This is a genomic window from Paenibacillus flagellatus, from assembly GCF_003217775.1.
GTDB lineage: Bacteria > Bacillota > Bacilli > Paenibacillales > NBRC-103111 > Paenibacillus_AB > Paenibacillus_AB flagellatus.
In genome coordinates this window covers 337,394-363,991 of the sequence record NZ_QJVJ01000005.1, presented here as the reverse complement: position 1 = coordinate 363,991, position 26,598 = coordinate 337,394, and the positions used below count along the sequence as shown (strand labels likewise).

The following is a 26,598-nucleotide window of genomic DNA, read 5'->3' as shown; positions in this document are numbered from 1 at the left end:
CGACGAGAAAGTCGCGAAATCGTAACGGACATGCCGGTTGCGAACCCGATCCATACGCGAGTAAGGCGCTGCGGCGCTTGCACGCGGGTGAGGTTTCGCGCGGCCTGAAGCGGACGATCCGAACTCCTTGCCATATGGGCAAGGAGTTTTTTTGCGGCCACTGGAAGCATCGATGGAGGCGGGGAAGTGCGAACCATGAATCCGGAAAAGCACGTCATCATGGACGAAACGGCGATACGCCGGGCGTTGACGCGCATCGCGCACGAAATACTGGAAAAAAATAAAGGGGTGGACGACACCATCATGATCGGGATCCGCACCCGCGGCATTTACTTGGCGAACCGGATCGCGGAGCGCATCCGCGATATCGAAGGAGTGCCGATGCCGGTCGGGGAGCTGGACATCACCTCGTACCGCGACGACCGGGTGCGCATCCAGTCGGCCGGCAGCGCGTCCGCGCTCCGGGCGCCGGACATCCAGGACAAGCGGGTTATTTTGTGCGACGACGTGCTGTACACCGGGCGGACGGTCAGGGCGGCGATGGACGCGCTGATCGATCTCGGGCGGCCGAAAATGATCCAGCTGGCGGTGCTGGTCGACCGGGGACACCGGGAGCTGCCGATCCGGCCGGATTACGTGGGTAAAAACGTCCCGACCTCCAAGCTGGAGCAAATCGAAGTGAGAATGAACGAAGTGGACCGGAACGACGAGGTCGTCATCATTCAGCAAAGGGGATAACGGGAATGTCGCAAACGAACGTGAAAACGGACCGCCACCTGCTCGGACTGAAGCACCTCGGCCAAGAGGAAATCGTCGGCATTCTGAACCGCGCCGCCCATTGGGAGCAAGCGGGCAAAGTGACGCCGCTGCTCGAAGGCAAGTTCGTGGCGAACATGTTTTTCGAGAACAGCACGCGGACGCGCTTCTCGTTCGAAGTGGCGGAGAAGCGGCTCGGCGCGCAGGTGCTCAACTTCGCGGCCGCGGCTTCGAGCGTCGAGAAGGGCGAATCGATCTACGACACGGTACGGACGCTCGAATCGATGGGTATCGACGCCGGCGTCATCCGGATGAAGCCGATCGGCCTGCTGGCCGAGCTGGCGGACAAAATCAAAGTGCCGCTCATCAACGCGGGCGACGGCAACAACGAGCATCCGACGCAGGCGCTGCTCGATCTGTATACGATGCGCAAGACGTTCGGCGAGATCAAGGGGCTGACGGTTTCGATCGTCGGCGACATCCTGCACAGCCGCGTCGCGCGGTCGAACTTGTGGGGACTGCAGAAGCTGGGCGCGAAGGTGCAGTTTTGCGCGCCTGACAACATGCAGGCGCCGGAGCTGGCCGAATACGCGAACTACGTGAGCATGGACGAGGCGCTGCAGGCGGACGTCGTCATGATGCTGCGGGTGCAGCTCGAGCGTCACGACAAAGGCTTCATCCGATCGGCCGAAGAATACCGCGAGCATTACGGCTTGACGGTCGAGCGGGCGGGGATGATGAAGCCGCACGCGATCATCATGCATCCGGCGCCGGTCAACCGCGGCGTCGAAATCGACGACGAGCTGGTCGAGTGCGAGAGGTCGAAAATTTTTACGCAAATGAGCAACGGGGTCCCGATCCGCATGGCGGTCATCGAACGGGCGCTCGCATAACCGATCAGGAGGCGAACGATGGGAACTTGGATATTGAACGGCGGCGTGCCGGAACGCGGGCAAAACCGGTTGGCGCCGAAACATGTATATATCGAAAACGGCAAAATCGCCGCCATTCGCGACCATGCGACGGAAGGCGTTCCGGACACGACCGGTCACGAGACGATCGACGCGGGAGGCAAGCTTCTCTCCGCCGGCTTCATCGACATGCACGTGCATCTGCGCGAGCCGGGCTTCGAATATAAGGAGACGATTGCGACGGGCACCCGCTCGGCCGCGCGCGGCGGCTATACGACGATCGCCTGCATGCCGAATACGCGTCCGGTCATCGACACCGTCGAGACGGTCAAGTACGTGCTCGGCAAGGCGGAGAGCGAAGGGATCGTCCGCGTGCTGCCGTACGGCTGCATTACGAAAAACGAGCTCGGACGCGAGCTGACCGACTTCGCCGCCCTGAAGGACGCGGGCGTCGTCGGCTACACGGACGACGGCGTCGGCGTGCAGAGCGCGCAGATGATGAAGGATGCGATGGCGCTCGCCGCCTCGCTCGGCATGCCGGTCATCGCCCACTGCGAGGACAATACGCTCGTGGAAGGGGCGGCGGTGACGGAGGGAGCGTTTTCCCGCAAGCACGGCTTGAAGGGGATCCCGAACGAGTCGGAATCGATCCACGTCGGGCGCGACATTTTGCTCGCGGAGGCGACGGGCGTCCACTACCACGTGTGCCACGTCAGCGCGGAGCAGTCGGTGCGGCTCATCCGCCACGGCAAGCAGCACGGCGTCAAGGTGACGGCGGAAGTATGCCCGCACCATCTGCTGCTGTCCGACGAGGACATCCCGGGCACCGACGACGCGAACTGGAAAATGAACCCGCCGCTCCGGTCGCCGAAAGACGTCGAGGCGTGCATCGCCGGCCTCGAGGACGGCACGATCGACATTATCGTCACCGACCATGCGCCGCACAGCGCGGAGGAGAAGGCGCGCGGCCTGCAAATGGCGCCGTTCGGCATCGTCGGCTTCGAGACCGCGTTCCCGCTTCTGTATACGAAGTTCGTCCGGACCGGACGGTGGACGCTCGAGTTTCTGCTCGACCGGATGACGTCCAAGCCCGCCGAGCTGTTCGGACTGCCGTGGGGCACGCTCGAAGTCGGCCGCGACGCGGACTTGACGATCGTCGATCTGGAGACGGAGAAGGCGGTCGATCCGGAGCAATTTGCAAGCAAAGGCCGCAATACGCCGTTCGGCGGCTGGAAGCTGTACGGCTGGCCGACGCTGACGATGGTGGCGGGCAAGACGGTTTGGAGCGAATGACGATTACCCGCGGAATCGACCGCGGCTTCGCAATCGGAATAGATTTCAGATACAGATTACAGGCAGCACATCGATTGGAGGAATGAAAGGATGCAAGCTAGATTATTGTTGGAAGACGGCACGCTTTTCACGGGCAAAGGGTTCGGCAGCGAAGGCGATTCGGTCGGGGAAGTCGTGTTCAATACCGGAATTACCGGTTATCAGGAAGTGTTGTCCGACCCGTCCTACTGCGGACAAATCGTCACGATGACGTACCCGCTCATCGGCAACTACGGCATCGCGCGCGACGATTTCGAATCGATCCGTCCGTTCATCCACGGCTTCGTCGTACGGGAGCATGAAGAGGTGCCGAGCAACTGGCGCGCCCAGTACACGATCGACAGCTTGCTGAAGGAATACGGCATCGTCGGCATCAGCGGCATCGACACCCGGATGCTGACCCGCCGTATCCGTCACCACGGCGTCATGAAAGGCATTTTGACGACATCGAACCGTCCGGTGGAGGAGCTGATGGAGCAGCTGAAGGCGACGCCGCTCATGACCGACCAAGTATCCCGCGTCTCCACCAAGAGCGTGTTCGGCTGCCCGGGGACGAAAGAGCGTGTCGTGCTCGTCGACTTCGGCGCGAAGAGCGGCATTATCCGCGACTTGACGAAGCGGGGCTGCGACGTCGTCGTCGTGCCGCAGGACGCGACCGCGGACCAAATCCGCCGGCTGGCGCCGGACGGCATCCTGCTGTCCAACGGCCCGGGGGACCCGAAGGACGTTCCGCACGCGGCGAAGATGATCGCCGAGCTGCTCGGCGAATTCCCGATCTTCGGCATCTGCCTCGGCCACCAGCTGTTCGCGCTCGCTTGCGGCGCCGACACGGAGAAGCTGAAGTTCGGCCACCGCGGCGGCAACCATCCGGTCAAAGATTTGATTTCCAACCGGTGCTACATCACGTCGCAAAACCACGGCTACACCGTCAAGGAAGATTCGATCGCGGGCACCGACCTGATCGTGACGCATATCAACAACAACGACAAGACGATCGAAGGGCTGAAGCATAAGCACTATCCGGCGTTCTCGGTGCAGTACCATCCCGAGGCCGCTCCGGGACCGTTCGACTCGAGCTACCTGTTCGACGACTTTATCACGATGATCCACAGCTTCAAGGAGCAAAATCCGCGCGCGCCGCGTCAAGCCGAAATCGTCGCCGCCCGGGGAGCTTCGGCACCGCAACGGAAAGGGGAACTCGCATATGCCAAAAAATAATTCGCTCAAAAAAATACTCGTCATCGGCTCCGGCCCGATCGTCATCGGCCAGGCCGCCGAGTTCGACTATGCGGGAACGCAGGCGTGCCAAGCGCTGAAAGAAGAAGGCATGGAAGTCGTGCTCATCAACAGCAATCCGGCCACGATCATGACCGACACGAACATGGCCGACAAAGTATACATCGAGCCGATCACGCTCGACTTCGTCTCGCAAATCATTCGCCAAGAGAAGCCGGACGGCCTGCTGCCGACGCTCGGCGGCCAAACCGGCCTGAACATGGCGGTCGCTCTCGCGAAAGCGGGCGTGCTCGAGAAAGAGAACGTCAAGCTGCTCGGCACGCAGCTGACGGCGATCGAGAAGGCGGAAGACCGCGACTTGTTCCGCGATTTGATGCGCGAGCTGGAGCAGCCGGTACCCGAGAGCGTCATCGTCACGACGGTGCCGCAGGCGGTCGATTTCGCGAACGAAATCGGCTATCCGATCATCGTGCGTCCGGCCTACACGCTCGGCGGTACGGGCGGCGGCATTTGCAACACGGAAGAAGAGCTCGTCGAAATCGTCTCGTCGGGGCTCCGCTACAGCCCGATCGGCCAATGTCTCGTCGAGCGCAGCATCGCCGGCATGAAGGAAGTCGAATACGAAGTGATGCGCGACGCGAACGACAACTGCATCGTCGTCTGCAACATGGAAAACTTCGACCCGGTCGGCGTCCATACCGGCGACAGCATCGTCGTCGCGCCTAGCCAGACGCTGTCGGACCGCGAGTACCAAATGCTCCGTTCCGCGTCGCTCAAAATCATTCGCGCGCTGAACATCGAGGGCGGCTGCAACGTCCAGTTCGCGCTCGATCCGCACAGCTTCCAATATTATGTCATCGAAGTGAATCCGCGCGTCAGCCGTTCGTCGGCGCTCGCATCCAAGGCGACGGGCTATCCGATCGCCAAGATGGCGGCCAAAATCGCCATCGGCTATACGCTCGACGAGCTGGTCAACCCGGTTACGGGCCAAACGTACGCCTGCTTCGAGCCGACGCTCGACTATATCGTTTCGAAAATCCCGCGTTGGCCGTTCGACAAGTTCACGAGCGCCAACCGCAAGCTCGGCACGCAAATGAAAGCGACCGGCGAAGTGATGGCGATCGGCCGGACGTTCGAGGAATCGATCCATAAAGCGGTCCGCTCGCTCGAAATCGGCGTCCACCGCCTGTTCCTGAAAGGCACCGACCAGCTCGACGTGGAAACGCTGGAATCGCGGCTGCGCAAGCCGGACGACGAGCGGCTGTTCCTGGTCGCCGAGGCGTTCCGCCGCGGTTATACGCTGCAGCAAATCCAAGACTTGACGAGCATCGACTGGTGGTTCCTCGGCAAGCTCGAAGGGCTCATCCAGTTCGAAGCGAAGCTCGCGGGCGAGCTGACGCGCGACCTGCTGCTCGAGGCGAAGCGGAAAGGGTTTACCGACCGGGCGATCGCCGAAGTACGGACGATGGCCGGAGCGGACAAATTCGTGAAGGAAGCCGACATCCGGGCGTACCGGCTCGAGCTCGGCATCAAGCCGGTCTACAAAATGGTCGACACGTGCGCGGCCGAATTCGAAGCGACGACGCCTTACTACTACTCGACCTATGAGACGGAAGACGAAGTGCAGAAGACGGAGAAGCAAAAAGTCGTCGTCCTCGGCTCGGGCCCGATCCGGATCGGTCAAGGGATCGAGTTCGACTACTCGACCGTTCACGCGGTATGGGCGATCCAAGCGGCCGGCTATGAAGCGGTCATTATCAACAACAACCCGGAGACGGTGTCGACGGACTTCAATACGTCCGACCGGCTGTACTTCGAGCCGCTGTTCTTCGAGGACGTCATGAACGTCATCGAGCGCGAGAAGCCGATCGGCGTCATCGTCCAGTTCGGCGGCCAGACGGCGATCAACCTGGCGGCTCCGCTGGCGAAGGCGGGCGTCCGCATTCTCGGCAGCAGTCTGGAAAGCATCGACACGGCCGAAGATCGCAAAAAATTCGAGGCGCTGCTGCGCGAGCTGAACATCGCCCAGCCTCCGGGCGGCACGGTTACGTCGGTCGACCAAGCGGTCGGCACGGCGGCGCAGTTCGGCTACCCGGTGCTCGTCCGTCCGTCGTACGTGCTCGGCGGCCGCGCGATGGAGATCGTCTACTCCGACGCGGAGCTGCTCAGCTACATGGAATACGCGGTCAAAATCAACCCGGAGCATCCGGTTCTGATCGACCGGTACATGCTCGGCAAGGAAGTCGAAGTCGACGCGATTTGCGACAAGGAGACGGTGCTCATTCCGGGCATCATGGAGCACGTCGAGCGGGCGGGCGTTCACTCGGGCGACTCGATCTCGGTGTATCCGCCGCAGTCGATCTCCGAGGAGCTGAAGCAGCAAATCGTCGACATTACGATCAAAATCGCTCGCGCCCTGCAAGTCGTCGGACTCGTCAATATCCAGTTCGTCATTTATCAGGATCAAGTGTACGTCATCGAAGTGAACCCGCGCTCGTCCCGGACCGTTCCGTTCTTGAGCAAAGTGACGAACGTGCCGATGGCGAACGTCGCAACCCGCGTCATTATGGGCCAAAAGCTGGCCGACATGGGCTACGAGAACGGCCTCTGGCCGGAGGACGATCACGTGTCCGTCAAAGTGCCGGTGTTCTCGTTCGCGAAGCTGCGCCGCGTCGAGCCGACGCTCGGTCCGGAAATGAAATCGACCGGCGAGGTGATGGGCCGCGATCTCAATTTCGCCAAGGCGCTGTATAAAGGGTTTATCGGCTCCGGCATGAAAATTCCGCCGACCGGCGCGATTATTGCGACGATCGCGGACAAAGATAAAGAAGAAGCGGTCGAGCTGTTCCGCGGATTTTTCGAGCTCGGCTACAAAATCGTCGCCACCGGCGGCACGGCCGACGCGCTCGAGCGGGCCGGACTGCGCGTGGAGCGCGTCCACAAGCTGAGCGAAGGCTCGCCGAACATTCTCGACCTGATCCGCAACGGCGAGGCGCATTTCGTCGTCAACACGCTGACGAAGGGCAAGACGCCGGAGCGCGACGGCTTCCGCATCCGCCGCGAGGCGGTCGAGAACGGCGTCGTCTGCATGACGTCGCTCGATACGGTGCGCGCGCTGCTGCACGTGCTCAACACGATCAACTTCTCGTCCCGCTCGATGCCGGTCGCGAAGGTGTAACCGCATATCGTCGTATGAAGAAGCCGGTTTTCCGTCCAAGCGTCGCTTGGCGAAAAACCGGCTCTACTATGACCCCAAACCGCCATAGGAGGGCTTCCCCCGATGACAATGAAAGGTTATCCGGTCGAGCGGATCATCGTCGCGCTCGATTACCCCGACGCCGAAGGCGCGGAGCGTCTGCTGCGGCGGCTCGAAGGCATTCCGTGCTACATGAAGGTCGGGATGGAGCTGTTTTATGCGGCGGGGCCGCAGTTCGTGCTCCGGTTGAAGGAAGCCGGCTATAAGGTGTTTCTCGATTTGAAGATGCACGACATCCCGAATACGGTCAAGGGCGGCTCGGCGAGCGTCACCCGTCTCGGCGTCGACATGTTCAACGTGCACGCCGCCGGCGGACGGGCGATGATGGAAGCGGCGCGCGAAGGCGTCGAGCTGGCGCTGTCCGGCCGTCCCGGTGCGGACAAGCCGATGTTGATCGGCGTCACCCATCTGACGAGCACGAGCCGGCAGACGCTGAACGACGAGATCGGCATCGCCGGTCCGGTCGAGGACGCGGTGGTGCGCTACGCCGAGCTTGCGAAGGCGGCGGGGCTCGACGGCGTCGTCGCGTCTCCGCTCGAGGTGACGCGGATCAAGGAGCGGTGCGGGGACGCGTTCGCGACCGTAACGCCGGGCATCCGTCCGGCGGGAGCGGCGCTCGGCGACCAATCCCGCGTCATGACGCCGCGCGAAGCGTTCGCGCAAGGGACCGACTATATCGTCGTCGGGCGGCCGGTTACGGGAGCGGCCGATCCGCGCGAGGCGCTCGAGTCCATCGTCGCATCGATAACGGAATAAGGAGAGGATCGAACTATGGCATTGCGTTACTTGGACGAACAAATTTCCGAAGCGCTGCTCGAAATCGGCGCCGTCAGCTTGCGCCCGAGAGAGCCGTTCACCTGGACGTCGGGGTTGAAATCGCCGATTTATTGCGACAATCGAATCACGATTTCGCATCCGTCCGTGCGCGACCTGATCGCGCTCGGCTTCGCGGAGACGATCCGCGAACGGTACCCGGACGCGGAAGTGCTCGCCGGCATCGCCACCGGCGGCATCCCGCACGCGGCGTTCGTCGCGCAGAAGCTCAACCTGCCGATGATCTACGTGCGCGACAAGGCGAAAGGGCACGGCAAGGAGAACGTGATCGAAGGCGCGCTGAAGCCGGGGCAGAAGGTCGTCATGATCGAGGATCTGTTCTCCACCGGAGGGAGCTCGATCAAGGCGTCTCTCGCGGTGCGCGACGCCGGAGCGGACGTGCTCGGCGTGCTCGCCATCTTCAGCTATCAGTTCGACAAGGCGAAGCAGGCGTTCGAGCAGGCGAACATGGAGTTCGATTCGCTGTCCAACTATACGGCGCTGATTAACGTGGCGCTTAAACTGGGCAAAATTTCGCCGGACGACGTCGAGCTGCTGAAGTCGTGGCGGACGAATCCGGAGGCTTACGGGGGATAATACGGAGAGTGACACCGCAAGGGAGACGAGCCCTTGCGGTGTTTTTTTTGAAATATTAGAGTTTATAAGTTTTTTTGGGGGGGAAGAGCGGATTCCGCCTCTTTTTGCAGCTTATAGGCACGGCACCGATGCCGAAGCTCGCCGACGGAGTGCACATCGATGCTGCAGCTGCGGGTGCGTCGGCATTTCCTTGCGAGCCGCCAAACGGAAGCGGCATGCTCGTTCCTGAAGCATGCTGAGCATGTTCGGGCAGGATTCCGGCCATGGATATGGGAATTAGTTACTGTCGGAAAAATTGACTTCGAATCTATATAGATATCCATTTGCCTTGGCATCAATGAAGTATAGGCGGAAATGGGGTGCTGCATTGCTCATATCGGAAACCCGGGGACAATTGGAGTCGGCATGGAGAAAGAAGAGCGTCGAATCGTACACCGATCCATGCGGTCGGGAGGAAGCGGAGCAAGGCGGACAGCTGCGGTCGCTCAGCGATGAAGCTCTTACGGAGCAAGCCAAGACCGGCGATCGGTCTGCCTTCGGGGAGCTCGTGCGGAGGCACCGGTCGAAAGCATGCCGGTTGGCTCAATCGATGGCGAGAGATGAATATATGGCGGAAGATATCGTGCAGGACGCCTTGATTCGGGCTTTTCTCCGGATAGGAACGATAACCGATCCGAAGCGTTTCTTACCGTGGTTTCATCGGATCGTCAGAAATCAGGCGCTGATGAAGCTGAGACGCGGCGGTCCGTACGGCAAGGAGATGCCGCTAACAAGCTGGGAAGGGCAGGTCGCAAATATGGGCGGAGGCGGTTCTGTCCGAGGAGGAGAACAATGGGGAGATCTTGACAGCATTCTGCAACGGTTGTCCCAGTCCTCCGCCGAGCGGGATACGGATAACTCCGACCCGGCGGTTCTCTTGCTGAGAAAAGAAACGGTCGACCATATTCGAAGCTTGCTGCACTGCTTAAGCCGCAGAGAGCGGGAAATATTCGAAGCGTTCTTCTTCGATCAGCTGACGCCTGCCGATATAGCGGGGTTGTTCCATACCTCGACGGCCAACATCTATAACCACATTGCCAATTCCAGACGCAAGGTGAAGCAGGAACGGCTGCGCGTTCACGTCAGCATGTACGTGGACAAGCGCAGACAAAACGGGCTGCCCCGGGCCCGTTCGCTGGCACCCCCGCCATTTTGATTATCAGAAGGAGGCAATGAGCGATGAATCCGAATGGAAGAACCAATTTTTCCGTAACCTGGACAACTGCTGCACAAGCAATGGCCAATATGATGCATTATACGGATAAGAAACAGCACGATTTGGTCGATGTAATGGGATATACCGGCCTCGCATTCCGACTCAACATACATGCCGAGACCGTCGATATCGGCGGGCCTTACGCCTCATTCGATTGGGGAGCTACGTTCTCCAGAGGGATGCGAAACCTAGGGTTTCATTGCAAGTCTATGGGGACCATAACGTCTCCTCCGGTGCCTCCGACACTCCAGGAGCTCGAGGAGGGCTTGGCGTTCGTTCAGAAGAGCATCGACCGGGGGATACCGGTAATGACTTGGGATTTGTTTACGCCCGAATTCGGCGTCATATACGGGTACGACGATGACTCCCGGACGCTTCGCTGCAAAGATAATTGGAAGGACGGCAATATCCCCTATACGAAGCTCGGCCAAGGCCAAATCGGCGAGTTGTTTCTGCTCGGCATCGAATCAAGCTTTGACCCGGATCGACGCGAGTCGCTGCGGGATGCGCTGGAGATGATTGTCGACCATGCGCGAATACCGATCATCCGGGAAGACGGCCAGCCTTTCCGGAACGGCCTTGCCGGTTACGGGGCATGGAAAGAAGCGTTTGCCGCCCGGACGGTTGAAGCGTTCGCCAATGCGTATAACGTAGGGGTTATTAGCGATGCGAGAGAATTCGCATCGGAGTTTCTGAGAAGAGTCTCGGCCGAGTGGATACAGGAAGACGGGATCGGCGCTAAGATCGGCGGGCTGGCGCAAGACGCTTCGGTTCATTACCGGCATGCGGCAGATGCTCTTGTATCACTGCGCGGCATGTTTCCTTTTCCGCAAGGAGGGGAGCCGAACCAACCCGGGCAAGCGGATCGGGCTATTTCGTTGCTGTCGGCAGCGGAGGAGGCGGAGAAGCAAGGCGTCGATTTGTTAGAGAGCATGCTTACCGTTTTGCAAGCTTCGTTAGGACAGCCGTCAACGGCTCCATCCCGACCCATTCAACGTACATATCCATAACTATTCATATCGGAGGATGAGGAAGATGAGCGGCAATGTGGACATCGCGGAATTTATGCAAGTTCGTACCGTCAAGATGGAGGCGGTAAGTCTCGTCGGGCTTCAAGGCCGGGATCTGGACGATCAGAAAAGATTATTCGGCGAATTGACGGCGAGAGTAAATGAAATCGGCAATCGGACAAGTGATAGTCCGTATCTTGTCATTCCGGGCGATTTCCGTCCGATAGTTGCAGTGGAGGTCACCACATTGGGCGAAGTTCCGGAAGGGATGATCGCCTTCAACATCCCGGAGGGCGACTACGTCGCTTTCCGGTTCGAGAAGAAACGTGTAGGCGATTTTTGGAGCAACATTTGCACAAGCGAGAACCAGACGAGGTATAACATCGATTTGTCGCAGCCGAGATTTGAAACCTTTTCGGTTGAGCTTCAATCGGCAGCCGCTCTCGAATGGTATATACCATGCAAGCGTCCTTGAGATGAAGGCCACAACAACCATTCGGGCTATGTATGGGCGTACATCAGTTAAGGAAGAAGTAACTCCAGGTTCACTGTTCCTCCAATTGTCGGGAGTGGAAGGAAAGGCACGTAATCTTATTTACGATGCGCGACCGCCGATTGTCCATGCTTCGGCTCTCGTGGCTTCTGTTGGATTTCATCCAACGGAGCAGGGCGACGAAGTTCCCGGTCAGGCGGTTCATTGGATTTTTCTCCAACGAAATCGCCGTATACGGGGCGTGTCCGGCTCCTGCCGGGCGTTTCTGCTGGATGGAATCCCATGGCGAGGCGTTTTCGCGTTCGATTGAGGTCCATTCGTTGGGAAAAATCCAATTGAGGGAACTACCGCGCAGGCTACGCCCCTCTTGTTGTCGGAGCCATTCGTCTGACGACCCGGCCGCTCAATACAACGTAGCGGACGCGGCGTCCGGCAAAGGATGAGCCGGGATATCGGGCAGCCGCAACCGGCGCACCGCTTCCTGCAAATAACGAAGGTCGACGCGAAGCGCCGGCGCCCCTCCCGTCGGCCGCGCTCCGCCCCGGGGCGAATGCGGATCGATGCGGCCGAACGCCTGCAAATCCGCTTCGTAAAGGGCGGCGTCCCAACGAACGTTCGCGATCGCCCGTCTAACCGCATCGACGGGATGGCCGGTCTCCTCGGCGAGAAGCCGGGCGGCCGTCGACGGCTCGGAGCGGAGCATACGGTGCGCCTTCAAGTGGGCGCGCAAATAAGCCTCGACGAGGTCGCCGTTCGAGCGCGCCCACGATTCGTCGGCCACGACGCCGGTCGTGAAGCCGCTCCCCCGCCACTCCCCGATCGGGACGCCGATGCGGTAATAGTCCGCGATGCTGATGTACGGCTCCCACAGCACCGCGGCGATCCGGCTCCGTTCCGCCAAACGCTCCATCGCCCGCTCGACCGGCTCGTAGAGGAGCCGGGCGTTCTCTATCCCGATGGCGGCCAGCATCGATTGGATCCGGTATTCGGCGTTGCTGCGGCTTGTCGTCGAGATCGGCAGCTCGGCGAGCCCGGAGGGGTAGTCGACGCTTAGCCCGGGCGGGACGACGATGGCGAAGCCTTTGCCGTCCGCGGCCTTGCCGTCGGAGGCGAGCAGCACGGCCCGGAACGCCGGCAGCAGCCGTCCGATGACGCCGCACAGCGATATCGCGTAATCGCCGAACGTCGCGATATGGACATGGCCGGCGACCAGCTCCTGAACGAGCCGCATCCCGTTCTCGGCGCGGCGCCACTCGACGTCGACGCCGACGGGACCGCCATGTTGGCGCAATTCGCTTTCCAGCAGCCCCAGCCGCCTCATGAGCAGCGGGCTCCACATTTGAGCCGCTGCGGCGGTAAACCCGACCTTGAGCGGTCCGGCGGAAGCCGCGGCCGGACGGACGAACGGATCGGCGCTCGCGAACGTTTTCACCCATGCGGCCAGCTCGGTTTTGTCGAAATAAACTTCTTTGCCGATTTTATAGCTCGGCAGCCGTTTCTCCTTGCGCCACCGGTCGACGGTCGACCGGCTCACGCCGAGCTGGTCCATCGCTTCCTGCATCGTCAACATATTCATTAGCCGCATCGGTCCGAAACCTCCTATCCGCTGGAACGAACTGGAACTGTTCCTCGTTCGTCGTCATCCCGCCTCGATGTCGTTCATTCCGTTGACCGGATCGAAGCGGGATGCTACCTTATGTATTAATTCCAAGTATAACTATAAGATATTATGGAATTCAATAACGTAAAGATTGCGGCGACGAGACAGGAGGACATTCGATGACCGTTCATCGGGACGATGTGGAATTTGGCTGGTACATTCCGACGCATGGGGACGGACACTATCTCGGCGTCGAGCCGGAGCGCGAATCGACGGCCGACTATATGATCCAAGTGGCCCGGGCGGCCGAGGAGGCGGGGTTTACGTTCGCCTTGGTGCCGACCGGCAATCAATGCATGAACGGCTGGATCGTCGCGGCTACGGTGGCGGCGCATACGCGAACGCTGCGTCCGCTCGTGGCGGTACAGCCGGGGCTGATCGCGCCGCTGTACGCTTCCCGCATGGCCGCCACGCTGGACCGGCTGACGGGAGGCCGCGCGCTGATCAACGTCGTGACCGGCAACTACAAAGATTTGACCGAAAACGGCGACCCGCTGGCCGACGCTTCGTACCATGACGAGCGGTACGAAAGAACGCGCGAGTTTTTGCAGGTGATGCGGAGCGCCTGGTCGAAGCCGAAGGTGCGGAACGCCTCCGAATTTTATTCCGGAGAAGCGTTGGACCCTGCTTTGAAGGTCCGGTACGAAGGAAGCTATTACCGCATCGAAGGCGGGGCGAGCTATCCCGACCCGGTGACGAAGCCGCATCCCCCGATCTACTTCGGAGGCAGCTCGCCGATCGGCAAACGGGTGGCGGCGGAGACGGCCGACGTCTACCTGATGCTCGCGGAGCCGATCGACTGGATGCGCGAGCAACTGGATGAGATGGAGCGATACCGGAGCGAGCTGCGGGAGCGGACGGGCGTCGACCGGCCGTTGAAGTACGGCGTCCGGATTCAAGTGCTCGTGCGCGACACCGAGGAGCGGGCTTGGGAGGATGCGTTCCGGATCATCGGCAAGGCGGACGAGGCGGCGATCCGGGCGGGCAACGAACGGCTCGCGAAGACGGACTCGACGATTCAGCACCGGATGAACCGGCTCCGCGATCGGTACAAGGACAACCGCTACATCATCGGACCGAACATGTGGTCCGGCTTGTCCAACATCCGCGGAGGCGGGGGCGTCCAATTGGTCGGAACGCCCGAGCAGGTGGCCGACCGGCTGCTCGACTATATCGACATCGGCATCTCGAGCTTTATTATGTCCAACTACCCGCACCTGGAGGAGGCGATCCATACGGGCCGCCATCTGCTGCCGGTGCTGAAGCGGAAGCTGGCGGCCCGCTCAGGGGCGGCTGCTTCGTTCGACGAGACGAGCGAAAGGAAGGAAGCACGATGAGACGGATGAAAACGACAAACCCGATACTAACGCTCGCGCTCGCCGTCCTGCTGACGGCCGCCGCCGTCACGGCCGGATGCGCCCCCCGGGAAGCGGCGACGAAGCCGCAGGCCGGCGGCGACACAGGCCGACAGCAGGCGGACGCTCCGAAACGGAAGGAGCTGAAGACGGTCCGGTTCAACTATGTCAGCACGTACGTCCCGCTCATGTTTTCCAAAAACAAGGGGTGGATGGAGCAGGCGTTCGCCAAGGAAGGCATCAAGGTGGAATGGTCCACGTTCCCGACGGGCGCCGCTTCCTTGGAAGCGATAGCCGGCGGCCATCTCGACATCGGCAGCATCGCGCCGCTGCCCCCGATTACCGCTGCGGCGAACGGCGTCGACTTGAAGCTCGTCGCGACGTACGGCGTGTTCGGCAAAGGCAACGCCCTGGTCGTGCACAAGGATAGCCCGATCCGGACGCTCGAAGACTTGAAAGGCAAAAAAATCGGCGTGGCCAAAGGAACGATGGCTTACGATCTCGTGTTGAAGGCGCTGGGGCAGGCGGGATTGAAGCCGTCCGACGCGCAGATCATCCAGCTGCTGCCCGACGAAGGCCAGGCGGCGTTCGAAAGCAAAAACGTCGACGTTTGGGGCATCTGGGATCCGATCTTGACGACGGTGTCCGTGAAGACGGATGCCCGTGCGTTGACGGACGGGGAGAAGCTCGGGCTGCCGACGCCGAACTTCGTCATGGCGAGCGGCAAATTCGCGAAGGAATACCCCGAATACGTCGAGCTGTTCCTGAAGGTGAACCGGCAAGCGGCCGAGTGGATGAGAGACCATCCGGAGGAGGCGATCGATTATTTCTCCGGCGTAACGAAGGTCGACAAGGAGGTCGTCCGCCGAATCGCCGCCAACAACCCGGTCGTCTATGAACCGATCACGGACCGGTTCGTCGAGCTGGAGAAACAAATCGCGAAAACGGCTTTGGCCGACGGGACGATCAAAAAAGAAGTCGACCCGGTCAAAATCGTCGACAACTCGTTCATCGAAAACGTCATGAAGCAGCCTTTGGAGAAGATCGAGTATGGGGACGCCGATCCAGGTCCGAATCCATCCGGGCTGCCGACTTTGAAGTGATCCGGTTGCAGGCCGGCAAACGAGCCTCGGGCGAATGCCCGGGGCTTTTTTTCTTTGCCAAAGAAACAAGCCGCTGCAACGCGGGTGCTTACCCCGGCCTGGACGCCGACGGCCGCCATTCATTCGATGCAAGCCTCGACGCGGGCCGTTCCGGACGAGCGGTCGGAAATCGGGATTGACAAGGAACGACAATGGATATATAGTTAATTACATGAGTAACTAACCAGTTTGGTGGTGAACACATGAGCTCAATGATCGACGACAGCCGGCCGATATTCGTGCAAATCGCCGAACGGATCGAGGACGACATCATCGGAGGCGGGCTGCCGGAAGAGGCGCAGGTCCCATCCACGAACCAGTTCGCTTCCTTTTACCAGATCAATCCGGCGACGGCGGCGAAAGGCGTTAACCTGCTTGTGGATCAAGGCATTTTGTACAAGAAGAGGGGGATTGGCATGTTCGTGGCGACGGGGTCCCGCGCGAAGCTGATCGAGAAGCGGAGGGAGCAATTTTACGAGCAGTTCGTCGTAACGATGATCCGGGAGGCGGAGAAGCTCGGCATCGGAACGGAACAATTGGCGGAGATGATCCGGAGAGGGGATAAGGCGCAATGACATACGCAGTCGAGTTGAACGGGGTGACGAAATCGTACGGGAACGTGACGGCCGTAAGCGACGTCAGCTTCGCGCTCGAGCCCGGCAAAATGTACGGCTTGCTCGGACGCAACGGAGCGGGGAAAACGACGATCATGCACATGATCACCGCGCAGCTGTTCGCGACGAGCGGGGAAGTCAAGGTGTTCGGGGAGGCGCCGTACGAGAACAACCGCGTCTTGAGCCAAATGTGCTTCATCAAGGAAAGCCAGAAATATCCGGACAATTACCGCATCTCCGACGTGCTCGAGGTGGCCGCATCGATTTATCCGAACTGGGACGCGGCGTACGCCCATACGCTGGTCGACCTGTTCCGTCTTCCGCCCAAGCGGGGGATGAAGAAGCTGTCCCGCGGCATGCTCTCCTCCGTCGGTATCGTCGTCGGTCTGGCGAGCCGGGCGCCGCTCACGATTTTCGACGAGCCGTACTTGGGGCTTGACGCCGTAGCCCGAGGCTTGTTCTACGACCGGCTGATCGAGGATTACGCGGAACATCCGAGGACGATCGTGCTGTCCACCCATCTGATCGACGAAGTCAGCCGCATGCTGGAGCACGTGCTCGTCATCGACGGCGGCCGGCTTATCTTGAACGAGGAGGCGGATTCGCTGCGCGGCCGGGCGTTTACGGTCGTCGGACCGGCGGCTACGGTGGACGCGTATGCGGCGGGCAAGGAAACGATCGCCCGGCAGCCGTTCGGCGGTTTCGTCTCGGCGACGGTGATGGGGAATTTGTACGGCGACGACCGGAAGCAGGCCGAATCGCTCGGTCTCGACATCCAGCCGGTATCGCTGCAGCAGCTGATCGTCCATTTGACGAACGGCAAATCCGAAGGAAAGGCGGCGGAAGCGCGATGAATCGAACGGCGAGCGTATTTCGAATGAACGCGAGAGACAAATTGTCGTGGTTTTACATCCCGTGGCTTATTCTGGGAATCAGCTTCGCGATCAATCTCGTTATCGGCTATTTGCTGAGCGAGGAGAACGGCATGTATACCGGCGGGATCGCTTCCATCTACGTCTATATGTTCGTGATGGGGCTGATCGTGCTGGCGCAGACGTTTCCGTTCGCGCTCGGGCTCGGCGTTCGGCGGACGGACTATTTCTGGGGAACGACAGCGACGGGGGGCGCGGTCAGCGCGCTGTTTGCGGTCATCCTGATCGCGCTCGGGGCCATGGAGCGCCACTTGACCGGGGGCTGGGGGGTCAATCTGCACTTCTTCCACCTTCCGTATTTGAACGACGGTCCGATCGTCGCGCAGCTGTGGGTATCGTTCGCGTTGCTCATGCACGTCTTCTTCTCGGGTTTCGTCATCGCGAGCCTGTACCGGCGGTTCGGCAAGACGGGGCTGTACGTCCTGTTCGCCGTCCTCCTTCTGGGCGGCTCGGTCGGCTCCTATCTTTTGACCTATTACGGCAAATGGATCGCCGTCTTCGGCTCGCTGTTCGACCGCTCCGCCTCCGAGCTGGCCGTTTGGCTGTTCGCGATCGCGGCTGCGTACGCCTTGGCTTCGTACCGGCTGCTTCGGCGGGCGACCGCTTGATCCGCCTATAGCGGACGGACGGTCCGGCCGATGCCGCACCGCGGCGCCTATCGACTCCCCCTCCCGATCGGGACGGCGGAGTCTTTTTCTCGTTCGCAGAAGGGAGACGGTCGAATCTTGTAGAATAGTGTACGGGACCTATTACCGAAGAAGGAGTACATCCGGCATGATTCATCAGGACATCATCGGGCGACTTCGTGCCGATCTGGACGACGGCCGCGCTCCGCAAGTCCGGTACGATCCGGAGACGACCGACGCCGCGGCCGGCGAAGTGGCGATCGGTCTCGGCCTTCCGGCCGCCGGCGGAGCGGGCGTTTGCCTGAACCATAAACAGACGCCGCATCGCTCCGTCAGCCGATACGTGCTCGAAGCGGACGAGGAGACGGCGGAGCGCTGGCGCGCGGCCGTCGGCGATCCGCTGAAAGCGGCCTATGTCGTGGAAGACTTTTCACCGGATACGTGCCTTGCCTTCGTCGTCTTTTGCGTCCGCTGCGCCGGGGCGGAGGCGACGGAGACGGTCCGGCGATACGTCGATTACGCCGACCGCTGGGAGGAGGGCGACGTCCGGACGACCGGACAGCCGTTCGCGTCGTGGGGGTGCTTGCACAACGCGCTCGCGCACAGCTACTTTCCGCGTCCGGCGGACGCGTCGGCCGGGTTCGCCGCCTGCGTGAGGCTCGTGCTCGCCTTGCTCGCGCGCGACGCGGACCCGGCGCGCGTCCCGGCGATCGCCGACAATGCGGAATACGCCAGGGCGACCGGCCTGCTTCGCCGCGAATATCAAGAATATGCGCAATCATTGAAGCACGCCCAGCTGCTCCAGCTGGAGCTGCCGCTCGCCGGCTCCTCGCGCCGGATGACGGTCGACGCCTTCATCGGCGAGGACCGGTCGTTTACGGGGGCGGCGAAGGCGTTTCTGCGCACCGACGCCGAGCATCCCCATTTCCGCGACGGATTCACGCTGATGGCGGTGTATCGTCCGGATTTGGCGGGAACGGGCAACGACATGACGATCTCCGTCGACCCGTCCTCCGGCGTGTACTTGAAGGAGCTGTGGCATCGTCTCGAGCGGATGGAGGACGAGCGATGGGGGGCGGACCGGCCGTCCGCCAAGCCGCGGTTCCCGGACATCTCCCATGCGGAGGAGCCGTGGTTTCACGGCAAAGGAACGTACACGCTGCTGGCGGCGCCGAAGCGGATCGGCGGCGTGCCCGGCTCCAGGCTCGGCTGGGACGACGTCGTCCGCGCGCTGTGGGACGAATACAACCCGGCCGAATCGATCGTCGTGCGGCCGGATCGGGATGACGGCGCCGAGGCGGAGCCTTGCCGCCTGTACCGCTGCGAGCCCGACCCCGCGTCCGGCCCGAAATCGCTCGTCGCGGCGCGCTGGGAGCGCGGAGACAAGCAGGCGATGCTGCTGACGCCGACGCTGCAGCGGGTGATGGCCGCCTGCATCGGGAGCGCCGACCGGACCCGGATCCCCGACATCGACATGCTGCCTCCCGTCGGCTCGTTCGATTGGCTGGAGCTGCCCGGCGGCTTCGCGGTCGTCCATGGCGACGGCGTCTTTTTGCTCGACGACTGGAACCGCGAGCCGATGGACATCCGCGCGCTGCGCGAGGAGTTCGTCCGGCTGCAGGAGCGGTTCCGCCGCATCCGCACGCACCGGGAAGAAATCCGGTCGCTCGTCGACGGGGAGCTGGGCCCGAACGGGCTGCTGCGCGGCAGGAAGCAGCTGCTTCTGTCGAACCGGCTCGCGCGGATCAAGCTCGACATGCGGAAAACGCTGCTGCGCACCGTTCCTTCGGCCGCCGATTACGCGATCGCCGCGTTCCGCCAATCGGTCGAAAGCCGATGGGGCATGCAGTCGCAGCTGGAGGAGCTGTACGCGGGCTTGTCCGAACTCGAATCGATTTTGAAAAGCTATTCGGATACCCGGAGCAACTATTTGATCGGCGTCTTGACGATATACGGCTTCCCGTTCGCGCTGATCGCGAATTTTTTCGGCTTCGTGTTCGAGGGCGACATTCATTGGACGGGCATCGCCGGGTTCGTCCTGCTCTCTTTCGTCCTGCTGGGGGCGCTTCTCGTCTGGGACCGCCGCTCCGCCCGGACGCGGACCGCCATTCGGGGCAACGGACGCGGGAAGGAACCGTCATCGGAAGAAACGTAAAGGGGAGATGGGCATGGCCGTCGTGTTGGTCGTAGACGACGACGAAATGGTGCGCGAATATGTCGGCATGATCTTGGAGGAGTTCGATTACGAGGTGGAGACGGCGAAGGACGGCATCGCGGCGGCCCGGATGATCCGCGAAACGGACCGGTACGACCTGGTCGTGACCGACCTGCAAATGCCGCCGGGCGAATGGGGAGGCACCTGGCTCATCGAGCAAATCCGCCCGGCCCGTCGGACGCCGTTCATCGTGCTGTCCGAGCGGGGAGGCGCGGCCGAAGCGGCGAAAGCGATCAAGGCCGGCGCGGCGGAGTACGTCGAGAAGACGAACATGGACCGCGACCTTGTGGCCACGATCGAGAAGGTGCTGCTCGAAGCGGGCGCGGCCGAGCGGGAAGAGGCGCAGAAGGCGCAGGCCTATTATCCGATGCTGCGCATGAGGCTCGGCGACGACGTCTGGAACCGGCTCTCGGACAAGGCGAAGACGATTCTCGCCACGAGCGAGCGCGTCTATCACGAGCATTCGCACGATACGGACTTCGATTTTATGGCTTCGTTCGGCCCTTTGGCGAAGGCGGCGGAAATCGAGGCGAACCGGATCTGCATCAACGATTTGAAGACGTTTTTGCGCGAGACGCGGCTGGATTTCACGGTCCGTACGTTAAAAGGGAATGTCGTGCCGCTCGCCTCGCTCGGCGACGACGAGCCCGCCATGACGCTCGGACAGGTCGTCTACATCTTGAGGCAGGCCGTACCGCGGCAGTTCGCCGCCTCGAAAGGCGTCTCCGCCGAGGACTACGGGATGCTGATCGCGTTTTTCGAGAAGCTGCTCAAGCCGCGCAACGAGTCCGTCCACAGCGAAATTACGGACATCCGCTCGTACGAGCTGTTCCGCGCGCACATGCTCGGCATCGGCTGCACGTCGCCGTTCGCCGTCCTGTGCCGGCTATAGGGAAGGAGGGGGAGACGTCATGCCGCTTGCCGAACGGATCGAGAGGCTGCAGCGCGAAACCGGGCTTCGGTTCGACCATACCGCTTTTTTGAAGCTGGCGCTGCTGCACAAAAGCTTCGCCAACGAGCATCCGGTCGTGGCGGACTGGGAGCGGAGAGAGAAGCTGCTGCTGCTCGGCGACAAAACGGTCCGGCTGGCCGCCGCCGACTTGACGTTCCGGTTCGTCGGCTCCGAGCCGGACACGTTTCACCCGTTCGTGGAAGAGCTGTTCCGCCGCGGATTCGTCGCGCGGATCGCCGAGCGGGTGTCGCTTGCGTCGTATATCGCCGTAGGCAACGGGTTCGTTCCGGAGGAGGCGCGCCTGGAGCCTTTCGTCCAAGGCTTCCTGGCCGCCGTCTACTTGGAGCTCGGCTACGAGGAGGTGCTCCGGATCGTATCGGAGCCCTTTTATCGGATGCTTCATGACATTAAAGAAAACCGCACCTACGATTACGTCGCCGCGCTGGAAAGCTGGGCCGCCCGAAAACGGACCGCCGTCGAGATGGAGCCGCTCGGCGTGGAGACGAGAGCGGATAGCGGGGAGCCGGTCTACCGGGTCGCGGCGCTCGTCAAGGGCAAGCGCGGGAAGGGCAAGGGCGCGACCCGGGAAATGGCGGAGCAGCGGGCGGCGAAAGATTATTTCGTCAGGCACGTCGACGAGAGCGAATGGAGGCTGCCGCTCAAAAATTGGCGTCCGCAAACGTACGACATGCCGCGAGGAGCGCTACCGCCCGGCCGAGACGCGGAACGGCTGAAGAAAATCCCGTTTTTCAAGGCGACCCGTGCCGCGCTGCTTCATCAAAGCTTGACCCACGAGACGTATTACCGGGACCGCCCGGCGGAAACCGGCCCGGAGCTGTCGCCGCTCGCGGCGCTGGGCAAATACGCGCAGACGTTTTTGTACGCGCACTATTTGTTCTGGAACGACGGCGCGCTCGACGTTGCGGATCCGTCCGCTCTGCCTCCGCTGCTTGCCTACTTGGGCAGCGCGGACGTCAACGCGACGCTGTTCGATCGGCTCGAGCTGATGCCGCTTCTATGGATGGGAGGCACGTTGCGGACCGTATCGGCGTCGATGAAGGCGGAGGCGGTGCTCGCGCTGTTCGGAGCCCATTATTTGTCCAAGCGCGACTTCGGCGCCGAGCCCCACGACATGCTGCGCATTTTGCTGCATCAGCACGTGCCGTCGTACGGCCGGAAGTTCGAGCGGGAACGGTTCGATCCGGTATCGGTGCTGACCGAGCTCGTCCGGCTGTGGGGAGCGGACTGGCATTGCCGCCTCCGGCGGGACGTCGTCTCGACGAACCCGGCCAACCCCGGCGTCGCGAGCACCGCGGAGCTGCTGGAGGGCGACCGCGTGCGTCTAAGCCGCCGGGCCGTCGGGCGATCCGGCAAGGAAGCGTCGGCCGACGTCGCCCGCGCGGTGCTGAACGAGCTTCGCGAGGCGTTCGATCTTCGCGCCGATTCGCCGCTGCGCGGGCGGGAGTCCCACCGCTACATGCTCGGGGCGCTGCTGCGGCAGCTGGAAGCGCCGGAGACGATGGGGGCGAAGCGGGTCCGCGAGGCGATCCGGCTGTGCGGCGGCTTCGGGATCGACGCGCTCGCCGGGAAGTCGTATCGCGAAGCGTACGACGACATCCGCCGAACGGCGGACCGGCTGCAGGCGATCGGCGCGGCGGACGCGGAGGAGACGTACCGGAAGCTGCTGGTCCATTCCGGCCTGTTGACGGAGCGGCAGTACGGGGTGTTCGACATTCAGGACTATTTGGAACGGCTGATCCGATGGCTGGAACGGCTGAACCCCGAGTCGTCGACCGAGGAGCTCGAACCGTTTTTCAAAAATATCGCGGATACGGTCCAAGTGTTCCGGCTCGTGACCGAACGTCCGTTCTCGATCGTGCCGCTGCTGCCGGTCGTCGAAGACGTGCTGCTCATACTGCCGGGGCGCCTCGAAGCGCGCGTGGCGGCGGGCGGAGGCGAATGCGTCGGCTTCGGCCAGACGACGTTTTTGAACTGGTTTCTGTACAGCATCCTGTCCAATCTCCACGATCATTTGGAAGGGAACGAGCCGCTGCGGGTCGAGATTGCGCTCCGTCGGGCGGAGCATACCGGCGACGCGGCCGTCGAACTGACGTTCGACCGGGAGCGGGTTCGGAAGCCGTTTTACCGCGATCTCCATTACGTGACGCAATTCGCGTCGTTTTCGTTCGCCGACGTCGAGGTCGAGCCGGGTACCGTCCGCGTTTCGTTTTTGCGTTTGCGGGAGCGGGGCGAGGCGGGAGCCGCCGACCGGATCTTGCTTTGGCTTCACGATCGCCAGGTGGAGGCGGTTCGGAGCTTGAGTCCGGTCGGAGGATGGATGCACGATTTGAAAAACGGGCTGTGGATCTTGAAGAACAGGATCGCCCTGTTCCGCAAAAAAGGGATCGGCAGCGAAGCGGAGCTGCACCGGCTCGGACAAGCATGCCTCGCCAAAGTGCATCGGCTGTCCTCCTTCTTCCGCTTCACGAAGCCGAAGCGGCAGCCGGTCGACGTGACGGCGCTCGCGGCGCAAATCGCGGGGGAGCTGGGCGCCTTGGCGGGCGAACGCCGGACGGTATCGGTCGACGTCGCGCCGAAGCGTCTCGTCGTGCGCAGCGACGCGGACATGCTCTATTCGCTCGTGACGAATTTGGGCAAAAACGCGATCGAAAGCTTGGGCGCCGACGGCCGGCTGGACATCGCGTTCGAGGGCGCCGACGGCGGCGGTGCGCTGCGGATCACCGTAGCCGACAACGGCTGCGGCATGCCGGAGGAGAAGAAGGAGCGGCTGTTCACGTCGTTTACGACGACGAAGGCGGGCGCGAGCGGAAGCGGTCTCGGGCTCCCGACGGTGAAGCGGATCGTCGACCTGCTGGACGGCGACATCGTCTGCGAAAGCGAGATCGGCCGCGGCACGACGTTCCGTGCGACGATTCCGGCGAAAGCCGTTCGGCAGACGGAGCCGGACGATTCTCCGGCGACGTGAGCCGCGGGAAGTTTGTCGGACGGCCGCGACTTTTGCGCTTGCCCGGGAAATGGAACCATACGAAAGGCGCCCGCGAGGGCGCCTTATTCAATGCTTATCGGTTATTCAGTGGCAGTCCGGGGCGTCGTTGTACGTAATCGTGCCTCCGTCGAGCACGATCAGCGGCTGGGGAACGTACGGCTTTGCCTCGACGACGCTCGTGCGGTCTTTTTGTCCGTAGAGGGCGATAACGACCGCTATGACGGCGATTGCGGCGAAACCGGCCCATTTTTTTGCTCTGTTCATCCGTCCAAGCTCCTTTCGCGAAACGATCCGATACCGGTATTGTACCTCATTCCGGAGCGAAATACTAGGGATTTTTCGTGTCCTCGCATGGCGTCTCCGATTTCCGAAATTCCTTCATCCCCTTGTACCCGACTCGCCGCGATGCGGCGCGAAATTTGCAAAATGCTGACAATCGCCGGCGACACCCGGTTTGCAAATATTTTGCAAACCATGTAACTTTTTTTAAGGTCGCGACGTCTAAACATTGTATGAACGGAGTATGAACGACAGGATGGGAGGGAGAGCCGGGAAATGGGGTGGCTTCCGCGTTTCGCCGCAAAGACAAAGAGGGGAACAGCGCCGACCGAACCGTTGCCCGACGACGGGAAGGACATGCCGGCCGAGCCGGGCGCGCATTCGGAGATCGCCTCGGCCGCCGAGCGGGTTAGCGCGCTGCCGGTTTCAAACGAGCCGATCTTGACCGTCAGCGGTGTGGAACGGTCGTTTCCGGTCGGCGGCCGGCAGCTTCACGTGTTGAAAGGAATCGACATGGAGCTGAGACCCGGCCAGCTCGTCATGCTGCGGGGCCGTTCGGGCTCCGGCAAGACGACGCTCATGAACATGATCGGGGGCTTGGACCAGCCGAACCGGGGAGAAATTTATTTTTTGGGACATCCGTTCCATCTATGGAACGACGATCAGCGGACCGATGTGCGCCGGAAGCAAATCGGGTTCATTTTCCAGACGTACGCGCTTATGCCGCTCTTGTCCGCTTGGGAGAACGTCGAGCTGTCGCTGCGCATGGCGGGCGTTCCGAGGTCGCAATGGAAGCCGCGGGTGCAGCATTGCCTCGAGCTCGTCGGACTGGGCAAGCGGATGCACCACCGGCCGTTCGAGCTGTCCGGAGGCGAGCAGCAGCGGGTCGCCATCGCCAAGGCGATCGCACACCGGCCGACGCTGCTGCTGGCGGACGAACCGACGGCCGAGCTCGATTCGCAAATGGGGGCGCAGGTCATGGCGGTTTTCCGCGAAATTATCGACACGGAACGGGTAACCATCTGCATGACGACACACGACCCTACGATTTTGGAGGTAGCCGACCATGTCTATCAAATGGTTGACGGAAAATTCATCACTACATAAGCGTTCCCGATCGCTCCTGTCGATCGTACTTATCGCGGCGCTGGCGACCGCCTCCGGCTGCTCGCTGCTTCCGAAGGAAGAAGAGGAGGAGACGCTTCCGGCGATTACGCCGCCGAAGCTGTCGGAGAAGCCCACCTACACGGTGAAGACGACGACGCTCGAAACGAAGGTTCGCGCCTCGGGCCGGCTGATGTCGACGAAGGAAGAGATTCTTTACTTCACCGAGGACAACAAGCGGATCAAGGACATCTACGTCAAAACAGGCGACGCCGTCAAAGCCGGCCAGCTGATCGCCGAGCTCGACGCCTCGACGCAGGAGAGCGATCTCCGGCAGAAAAGGCTGCAGCAGCGAAGCGAAGAGCTTAGAATGATCGAGATGCTTCGCAAAAACGACGGATCGCAATCCGCCGCGGAGCTGGAGCAGGCGAAGATCCAGTTCGAGCTGAAAAAGGAAGAGCTCGCGAAGCTCGAGGAGTCGATCGCGAAGTCGAAGCTGACCGCCCCGTTCGACGGCACGATCGTATCGGTCTCCGTCAAGAAGGGCGACAGCGTGAAGGCGTACGACGACATCGCCGTCATCGCCGATCTGAACACGCTGACCGTCGCGGCCGACCCCAGCGCCGACGATTTGAAGAAGGTGGCCGTCGGCATGGAGGCCATCGTCGACATCAACTCCGCCGGCCAGCACAAGGGCAAGGTGCTGCAGCTGCCCGTGCCGAAGCCGGAAAACGGTCAAGGCCAAGGCAACCCGGGTCAGGAGAAGGAACAGGATACGATCGAGAACTACTTGGTCGTCGCGCTCGACGAATTCCCGCAAGGGCTGAACCGCGGAACGCCGCTTAGCGTGACGGTCATTACGCAGCGCAAGGAAAACGCCGTCGTCATTCCCTCCGCGGCGCTCCGTACGTACTCCGGACGCAATTACGTCCAGGTGGTCGACGAGAAAGGCGGCAAGCGGGAGGTCGACGTCGAAATCGGTCAGCAGACGTCCACCGAAGTGGAAATCGTCAAAGGCTTGCAGCCGGGGCAAAAAGTGGTGGGGAGATAACG

22 protein-coding genes are annotated in these 26,598 nt (G+C 61.7%); 20 read left to right on the top strand and 2 right to left on the bottom strand.

The window, feature by feature from the left end:
- Positions 1-195: 195 nt before the first annotated feature.
- The 10 genes from pyrR (at position 196) to DLM86_RS13820 (ending at position 11,641) form a co-directional block, all read left to right on the top strand.
- The gene (gene pyrR / locus DLM86_RS13865) at positions 196-738 is read left to right on the top strand and encodes a bifunctional pyr operon transcriptional regulator/uracil phosphoribosyltransferase PyrR (RefSeq protein ID WP_110840601.1); all 543 of its coding nucleotides are present in this window, start codon (positions 196-198) and stop codon (positions 736-738) included.
- 5 nt (positions 739-743) lie between these two features.
- Positions 744-1,649: an aspartate carbamoyltransferase catalytic subunit gene (locus tag DLM86_RS13860; protein WP_110840600.1), complete on the top strand. Its 906-nt coding sequence runs from the start codon at positions 744-746 to the stop codon at positions 1,647-1,649.
- 18 nt (positions 1,650-1,667) lie between these two features.
- Entirely contained in the window at positions 1,668-2,960 is a 1,293-nt protein-coding gene (locus tag DLM86_RS13855; protein WP_110840599.1) for a dihydroorotase, read from the top strand.
- 90 nt (positions 2,961-3,050) lie between these two features.
- A complete protein-coding gene (carA, locus tag DLM86_RS13850; RefSeq protein ID WP_110840598.1) occupies positions 3,051-4,217 on the top strand; it encodes a glutamine-hydrolyzing carbamoyl-phosphate synthase small subunit in 1,167 nt (388 codons plus the stop codon).
- On the top strand, positions 4,204-7,413 hold the full coding sequence (gene carB / locus DLM86_RS13845; protein ID WP_110840597.1) for a carbamoyl-phosphate synthase large subunit: 3,210 nt from the start codon (positions 4,204-4,206) through the stop codon (positions 7,411-7,413). Before carA ends, carB begins: the two co-directional genes overlap by 14 nt.
- 102 nt (positions 7,414-7,515) lie before the next feature.
- Positions 7,516-8,247, top strand: coding sequence for an orotidine-5'-phosphate decarboxylase (pyrF, locus tag DLM86_RS13840; RefSeq protein WP_110840596.1), 732 nt, complete (start codon positions 7,516-7,518; stop codon positions 8,245-8,247).
- Between the two features lie 15 nt (positions 8,248-8,262).
- Positions 8,263-8,901: an orotate phosphoribosyltransferase gene (gene pyrE / locus DLM86_RS13835; protein WP_110840595.1), complete on the top strand. Its 639-nt coding sequence runs from the start codon at positions 8,263-8,265 to the stop codon at positions 8,899-8,901.
- Positions 8,902-9,238: 337 nt separating this feature from the next.
- Entirely contained in the window at positions 9,239-10,096 is an 858-nt protein-coding gene (locus DLM86_RS13830) for an RNA polymerase sigma factor (protein ID WP_110840594.1), read from the top strand.
- Positions 10,097-10,119: 23 nt separating this feature from the next.
- Positions 10,120-11,166, top strand: coding sequence for a hypothetical protein (locus tag DLM86_RS13825; RefSeq protein WP_110840593.1), 1,047 nt, complete (start codon positions 10,120-10,122; stop codon positions 11,164-11,166).
- 25 nt (positions 11,167-11,191) lie between these two features.
- Complete coding sequence (locus DLM86_RS13820) at positions 11,192-11,641, top strand: GyrI-like domain-containing protein (RefSeq protein WP_158289469.1); 450 nt, start codon at positions 11,192-11,194, stop codon at positions 11,639-11,641.
- A 421-nt stretch (positions 11,642-12,062) separates the two neighbouring features.
- Here DLM86_RS13820 and DLM86_RS13815 read toward each other — a convergent pair whose 3' ends face one another.
- Positions 12,063-13,244 (bottom strand): helix-turn-helix domain-containing protein, encoded by a 1,182-nt coding sequence (locus DLM86_RS13815; protein WP_110840591.1) that lies wholly within the window; start codon positions 13,242-13,244, stop codon positions 12,063-12,065.
- 194 nt (positions 13,245-13,438) lie between these two features.
- Here DLM86_RS13815 and DLM86_RS13810 point away from each other — a divergent pair, with 194 nt between their 5' ends.
- The 8 genes from DLM86_RS13810 (at position 13,439) to DLM86_RS13775 (ending at position 24,141) form a co-directional block, all read left to right on the top strand.
- Positions 13,439-14,656 carry an LLM class flavin-dependent oxidoreductase gene (locus tag DLM86_RS13810; RefSeq protein ID WP_110840590.1) on the top strand — a complete coding sequence of 406 codons (1,218 nt, stop codon included), beginning with the start codon at positions 13,439-13,441 and terminating at the stop codon, positions 14,654-14,656.
- Positions 14,653-15,777 carry an aliphatic sulfonate ABC transporter substrate-binding protein gene (locus tag DLM86_RS13805; protein ID WP_110840589.1) on the top strand — a complete coding sequence of 375 codons (1,125 nt, stop codon included), beginning with the start codon at positions 14,653-14,655 and terminating at the stop codon, positions 15,775-15,777. The genes DLM86_RS13810 and DLM86_RS13805 overlap by 4 nt, the downstream gene beginning before the upstream one ends.
- Before the next feature lie 242 nt (positions 15,778-16,019).
- Complete coding sequence (locus DLM86_RS13800) at positions 16,020-16,391, top strand: GntR family transcriptional regulator (RefSeq protein ID WP_110840588.1); 372 nt, start codon at positions 16,020-16,022, stop codon at positions 16,389-16,391.
- Positions 16,388-17,284 carry an ABC transporter ATP-binding protein gene (locus DLM86_RS13795; RefSeq protein WP_110840587.1) on the top strand — a complete coding sequence of 299 codons (897 nt, stop codon included), beginning with the start codon at positions 16,388-16,390 and terminating at the stop codon, positions 17,282-17,284. Before DLM86_RS13800 ends, DLM86_RS13795 begins: the two co-directional genes overlap by 4 nt.
- A complete protein-coding gene (locus tag DLM86_RS13790) occupies positions 17,281-17,970 on the top strand; it encodes a hypothetical protein (protein ID WP_110840586.1) in 690 nt (229 codons plus the stop codon). The genes DLM86_RS13795 and DLM86_RS13790 overlap by 4 nt, the downstream gene beginning before the upstream one ends.
- Positions 17,971-18,136: 166 nt before the next feature.
- Positions 18,137-20,143, top strand: coding sequence for a hypothetical protein (locus DLM86_RS13785; RefSeq protein ID WP_110840585.1), 2,007 nt, complete (start codon positions 18,137-18,139; stop codon positions 20,141-20,143).
- A 13-nt stretch (positions 20,144-20,156) separates the two neighbouring features.
- The gene (locus DLM86_RS13780; RefSeq protein WP_158289468.1) at positions 20,157-21,095 is read left to right on the top strand and encodes a response regulator; all 939 of its coding nucleotides are present in this window, start codon (positions 20,157-20,159) and stop codon (positions 21,093-21,095) included.
- Between the two features lie 19 nt (positions 21,096-21,114).
- On the top strand, positions 21,115-24,141 hold the full coding sequence (locus tag DLM86_RS13775) for an ATP-binding protein (RefSeq protein ID WP_110840583.1): 3,027 nt from the start codon (positions 21,115-21,117) through the stop codon (positions 24,139-24,141).
- A 105-nt stretch (positions 24,142-24,246) separates the two neighbouring features.
- On the opposite strand, the gene DLM86_RS13770 is transcribed toward DLM86_RS13775, so the two are convergent.
- Positions 24,247-24,426: a hypothetical protein gene (locus tag DLM86_RS13770; RefSeq protein ID WP_110840582.1), complete on the bottom strand. Its 180-nt coding sequence runs from the start codon at positions 24,424-24,426 to the stop codon at positions 24,247-24,249.
- A 372-nt stretch (positions 24,427-24,798) separates the two neighbouring features.
- Between DLM86_RS13770 and DLM86_RS13765 the strand changes: the two genes are divergently transcribed.
- On the top strand, positions 24,799-25,548 hold the full coding sequence (locus DLM86_RS13765; protein WP_110840716.1) for an ABC transporter ATP-binding protein: 750 nt from the start codon (positions 24,799-24,801) through the stop codon (positions 25,546-25,548).
- Positions 25,508-26,596: an efflux RND transporter periplasmic adaptor subunit gene (locus DLM86_RS13760; RefSeq protein WP_110840581.1), complete on the top strand. Its 1,089-nt coding sequence runs from the start codon at positions 25,508-25,510 to the stop codon at positions 26,594-26,596. Before DLM86_RS13765 ends, DLM86_RS13760 begins: the two co-directional genes overlap by 41 nt.
- Positions 26,597-26,598 lie beyond the last annotated feature (2 nt).

What these genes read in the sequence shown, in the direction of transcription:
- pyrR (WP_110840601.1), top strand. Translation starts at nt 196, where the DNA reads ATGAATCCGGAAAAGCACGTCATCATGGACGAAACGGCGATACGCCGG.
- DLM86_RS13860 (WP_110840600.1), top strand. Translation starts at nt 744, where the DNA reads ATGTCGCAAACGAACGTGAAAACGGACCGCCACCTGCTCGGACTGAAG.
- DLM86_RS13855 (WP_110840599.1), top strand. Translation starts at nt 1,668, where the DNA reads ATGGGAACTTGGATATTGAACGGCGGCGTGCCGGAACGCGGGCAAAAC.
- carA (WP_110840598.1), top strand. Translation starts at nt 3,051, where the DNA reads ATGCAAGCTAGATTATTGTTGGAAGACGGCACGCTTTTCACGGGCAAA.
- carB (WP_110840597.1), top strand. Translation starts at nt 4,204, where the DNA reads ATGCCAAAAAATAATTCGCTCAAAAAAATACTCGTCATCGGCTCCGGC.
- pyrF (WP_110840596.1), top strand. Translation starts at nt 7,516, where the DNA reads ATGACAATGAAAGGTTATCCGGTCGAGCGGATCATCGTCGCGCTCGAT.
- pyrE (WP_110840595.1), top strand. Translation starts at nt 8,263, where the DNA reads ATGGCATTGCGTTACTTGGACGAACAAATTTCCGAAGCGCTGCTCGAA.
- DLM86_RS13830 (WP_110840594.1), top strand. Translation starts at nt 9,239, where the DNA reads ATGAAGTATAGGCGGAAATGGGGTGCTGCATTGCTCATATCGGAAACC.
- DLM86_RS13825 (WP_110840593.1), top strand. Translation starts at nt 10,120, where the DNA reads ATGAATCCGAATGGAAGAACCAATTTTTCCGTAACCTGGACAACTGCT.
- DLM86_RS13820 (WP_158289469.1), top strand. Translation starts at nt 11,192, where the DNA reads ATGAGCGGCAATGTGGACATCGCGGAATTTATGCAAGTTCGTACCGTC.
- DLM86_RS13815 (WP_110840591.1), bottom strand. Translation starts at nt 13,244, where the DNA reads ATGCGGCTAATGAATATGTTGACGATGCAGGAAGCGATGGACCAGCTC.
- DLM86_RS13810 (WP_110840590.1), top strand. Translation starts at nt 13,439, where the DNA reads ATGACCGTTCATCGGGACGATGTGGAATTTGGCTGGTACATTCCGACG.
- DLM86_RS13805 (WP_110840589.1), top strand. Translation starts at nt 14,653, where the DNA reads ATGAGACGGATGAAAACGACAAACCCGATACTAACGCTCGCGCTCGCC.
- DLM86_RS13800 (WP_110840588.1), top strand. Translation starts at nt 16,020, where the DNA reads ATGAGCTCAATGATCGACGACAGCCGGCCGATATTCGTGCAAATCGCC.
- DLM86_RS13795 (WP_110840587.1), top strand. Translation starts at nt 16,388, where the DNA reads ATGACATACGCAGTCGAGTTGAACGGGGTGACGAAATCGTACGGGAAC.
- DLM86_RS13790 (WP_110840586.1), top strand. Translation starts at nt 17,281, where the DNA reads ATGAATCGAACGGCGAGCGTATTTCGAATGAACGCGAGAGACAAATTG.
- DLM86_RS13785 (WP_110840585.1), top strand. Translation starts at nt 18,137, where the DNA reads ATGATTCATCAGGACATCATCGGGCGACTTCGTGCCGATCTGGACGAC.
- DLM86_RS13780 (WP_158289468.1), top strand. Translation starts at nt 20,157, where the DNA reads ATGGCCGTCGTGTTGGTCGTAGACGACGACGAAATGGTGCGCGAATAT.
- DLM86_RS13775 (WP_110840583.1), top strand. Translation starts at nt 21,115, where the DNA reads ATGCCGCTTGCCGAACGGATCGAGAGGCTGCAGCGCGAAACCGGGCTT.
- DLM86_RS13770 (WP_110840582.1), bottom strand. Translation starts at nt 24,426, where the DNA reads ATGAACAGAGCAAAAAAATGGGCCGGTTTCGCCGCAATCGCCGTCATA.
- DLM86_RS13765 (WP_110840716.1), top strand. Translation starts at nt 24,799, where the DNA reads ATGCCGGCCGAGCCGGGCGCGCATTCGGAGATCGCCTCGGCCGCCGAG.
- DLM86_RS13760 (WP_110840581.1), top strand. Translation starts at nt 25,508, where the DNA reads ATGTCTATCAAATGGTTGACGGAAAATTCATCACTACATAAGCGTTCC.